This is a genomic window from Robiginitalea sp. (assembly GCF_049588695.1).
In the GTDB taxonomy this organism is placed as follows: domain Bacteria; phylum Bacteroidota; class Bacteroidia; order Flavobacteriales; family Flavobacteriaceae; genus Robiginitalea.
The window spans coordinates 1-3741 of the sequence record NZ_JBAVZJ010000562.1 but is presented as its reverse complement, the minus strand read 5'-3'; the positions used below and the strand labels follow the sequence as shown (position 1 = coordinate 3741).

Annotated in this window: 3 protein-coding genes and 1 pseudogene; all 4 read left to right on the top strand. The window is 48.7% G+C overall.

Translation table 11 applies throughout. From position 1 onward, the window contains the following. On the top strand, positions 1-1284 hold a 1284-nt coding region (locus WBV75_RS12930), incomplete at its 5' end, for a translocation/assembly module TamB domain-containing protein (protein ID WP_424121003.1). Between the two features lie 140 nt (positions 1285-1424). Next, positions 1425-2411, top strand: a complete 987-nt coding sequence (gene pfkA, locus WBV75_RS12925; protein ID WP_424121002.1) for a 6-phosphofructokinase — start codon at positions 1425-1427, stop codon at positions 2409-2411. 17 nt (positions 2412-2428) lie between these two features. Next, positions 2429-3430: a type I glyceraldehyde-3-phosphate dehydrogenase gene (gap, locus tag WBV75_RS12920; RefSeq protein ID WP_424121001.1), complete on the top strand. Its 1002-nt coding sequence runs from the start codon at positions 2429-2431 to the stop codon at positions 3428-3430. A gap of 82 nt (positions 3431-3512) precedes the next feature. Then, positions 3513-3741 (top strand): annotated as a pseudogene (locus WBV75_RS12915) (N-acetylglucosamine kinase); the annotation flags it as partial.

Below are 3741 nucleotides of genomic sequence, written 5' to 3'. Positions count from 1 at the left end.
GCCTATGTAAATGGCAAAGGTCGAATTTACGGCCCCACTTCTGGTCTGAATATTGAATTTAACGGAGCCTCTGCCCGGGGAACAAGCCTGAAAATACCTATTAGCGACGTAGCCTCGGTAGGGGACTACTCTTTTATTACGTTTATTGAGAAACAAGATCTGGAGGCTTTAGAGGCCGGACGCCAGTCAAAAGATTTTCAAGGTCTTGAGCTGAAGTTTGACCTCGACGTAACCCCCGATGCGGAGGTGGAGATCGTCGTGGATCAGAAAACAGGTAGCTCCCTTAAAGGGACAGGGGCCGGGCTGATTTTTATGAATATCAATACAAATGGCACCTTTAATATGTGGGGGGATTTTGTAGTAGTCACAGGGCAATATCGCCTGAAATACGCCGGGCTTATCGATAAGACATTTAGTGTGCGCCCCGGGGGGACCATCAACTGGGACGGAGATCCCCTGGAGGCCAATTTAGATATGGAGGCTATTTATGCGCTGAATGCTAATCCCGCGCCCTTATTGGAGAATTCCGGGTATACTCGGCGCATCCCTACCGAAGTGGTTGTTCGGTTGACCGATCAGCTCGAAAAGCCGACTGTGGGTTTTGATATACAGTTTCCAGGGACGAGTTCTATCGTGAAGTCCGAGTTGGAATACCGGCTTCAGGATCCTACTGTTGAGGAACGCAACGCCTTGTTTTTATTGGCCCAGGGAACCTTTGTGAACGACCGTACCGGCCTGAATCAACAGGCAATGGCCGGGAACATTTACCAGACGGCTTCTAACTTATTCAGCAAGGCACTCGGCTCAGACGGTGATGTAATCAACTGGGGACTCTCTTATGAAAGCGGCTATCAGGATCCCAGCGCAGACATTGCAACAGACGATCGGATAGGGGTTACCGTTTCCACCAAGATTAGTGACAGGGTTCTGTTTAACGGAAGATTGGGGGTGCCTGTGGGCGGTGTACAGGAAAGTTCTGTGGCCGGGGATGCAGAAGTACAGGTTATTCTGAACGATGAAGGTACCCTGAGCGCCCGGATCTTCAACAGGCAGAACGAAATGCAGCAAATCGTCACCGACAGGCAGGGATACACACAGGGTGTTGGACTTTCTTATGAAATGGATTTTAACAATGTAAAGGAACTCTTCCAGAAAACCTTTAAGAAAAAGGATAAGGATGCGGTGGAATCCGATAGCCTCAATCGCAACACACCGCCGACCGAGCCTGTGGTTCAGGATAGCCTGATTAACTTTTATACCAAAACCCGAAACCCCAATAAGTGAGGTTTTAAGAAGGACTCAATCCGGAGCCCCAAAGACGGATTTTAAACGCAAACGTTTTCGTGCGAAATAGCCCGTGATATCAGGCGAATACGTTCTTTTTTTGACGTAAGTTTATTACTTTTACCAACTTAATTTTCAGCGTGAAAGACCCTTTAAAAAAAATAGCTGTGCTTACTTCCGGTGGTGATTCACCGGGGATGAACGCAGCGGTACGGGCCGTAGTCCGCACATGTGCCTATCTCGAAATTGAGTGTATGGCCATCTACAGGGGGTATCAGGGTATGATTGAAGGGGATTTTGTCCCATTCAACGCGCGAAGTGTGAATAATATCATCAATAAGGGCGGGACTATTCTCAAGTCTGCCCGGTGTATGGAATTTACGACTCCCGAGGGACGCCAAAAGGCATATGATCAACTTAAGGCTGCCGGTATTGACGGTTTTGTAGTTATCGGGGGCGACGGTAGTTTCCGGGGTGCCAGTATTTTTCACAAGGAATTCAATTTCCCGGTGATAGGTATTCCGGGCACTATAGATAATGATATTTTTGGCACCCAGTATACCCTCGGTTTCGATACAGCCCTCAACACGGTGGTCGATTCTATGGATAAGATTCGGGATACGGCCAGTTCACACAGCCGCCTCTTCTTTGTTGAAGTAATGGGACGTGATGTGGGGCATATCGCCCTGAATGCAGGAGTGGCTGCTGGGGCGGAAGAAATATTGATCCCGGAACAAAATTTGGGTCTGGAGCGCCTTTTGGATTCGCTCAAGCGCAGTAAGAAATCCGGTAAATCTTCGAGTATTGTGGTCGTGGCCGAAGGAGATAAAACCGGTAAAAACGTTTTTGAACTCAAAGAGTACGTCGAGAAGAATTTACCTATTTACGACGTACGCGTATCCGTGCTCGGGCACATTCAAAGGGGCGGTTCCCCAACGGCATTCGACCGGGTCCTGGCCTCTCGTATGGGGGTTAAGGCGGTGGAAAGTCTTCTCGAAGGCAAATCCAACCTGATGGTGGGAATAATTGCCAATGAGATGGTCCTGACGCCAATAGACGACGCCGTACGCGGGCACACGAAAATAGACCGGGAACTGATACGCGTTTCCGATATTATGACGATTTAACTTTAAAACACATTAAAATGGCAGCATTGCGAGTAGGAATTAATGGATTTGGGCGCATTGGGCGTCTGGTTTTGCGGGCATCCGTAGAACGGGATAACGTGGATGTAGTTGCGATAAACGATCTTTTGGATGTCGAACATCTGGCGTATATGCTCAAGTACGATTCGGTACACGGGCGTTTTAACGGAAGTGTAACGGTACGGGATGGCCATCTGGTAGTCAACGGAAAAACGGTACGTGTAACCGCTGAGAAAGATCCGAAGGCGATTCAGTGGGATGAGGCCGGTGTGGATATTGTTGCGGAATGCACCGGGATTTTCACCAAACTGGAAACTGCCCAGTATCACATCGACGGGGGTGCTAAGAAAGTCGTGATCTCTGCTCCTTCTGCAGACGCTCCGATGTTCGTAATGGGTGTGAACCATATGGATGCCAAAGCCTCAGACACCATTGTTTCCAATGCCAGTTGTACAACTAATTGCCTGGCCCCGGTGGCCAAGGTGCTGAACGACACCTTCGGAATTGATGAGGGGCTCATGACCACCGTACACGCTACTACGGCTACACAACTTACCGTGGACGGGCCTTCCCGAAAGGATTACAGAGGAGGGCGGAGTGCACTGTTAAACATCATTCCTGCTTCTACCGGGGCTGCGAAGGCAGTGACCAAAGTGATTCCGGATCTCGTGGGAAAACTTACGGGGATGGCTTTCCGGGTCCCCACGGCAGACGTTTCTGTAGTTGATTTGACGGTTCGCCTGGAGAAAGAAACCAGTTACGAAGAGATCAAAAAAGTATTTAAAGAAGCTTCTGAAGGTTCTTTGAAAGGCATCCTGGGCTATACTGAAGAATCCGTGGTGTCCCAGGATTTTGTCGGGGATAGCAGAACGAGTATTTTCGACGCCGGGGCTGGAATTGAATTGAATTCGAAGTTCTTCAAGATTGTTTCCTGGTATGACAATGAGGCGGGATATTCGCATAAACTTGTAGACCTGGCCCAGCATATCCACAGTCTGTAACATCAAATAAGAGTTATTATTCCAACAAAAGGACCTTTCACAGTGCAAGTCTTGAAAGGTCCTTTTTTAATTTATATCGCACATGGTACTGATAGTAGATAGTGGTGCAACGAAGGCTGACTGGATTGCCCTGGATTCCAAGGGGGACCAACTCTTTATGACCCAGACCCTGGGACTCAGTCCTGAAGTGCTGACCAAAGAAGTCATAGAAGAGCGCCTGGCCAATAATTTTGAACTAGCCCGAAACAGTTCCAAGGTGGAACGTCTGTATTTCTATGGAGCCGGTTGCGGCACGGCACGGATGCGTAAAT

What these genes read in the sequence shown, in the direction of transcription:
- gap (WP_424121001.1), top strand. Translation starts at nt 2,429, where the DNA reads ATGGCAGCATTGCGAGTAGGAATTAATGGATTTGGGCGCATTGGGCGT.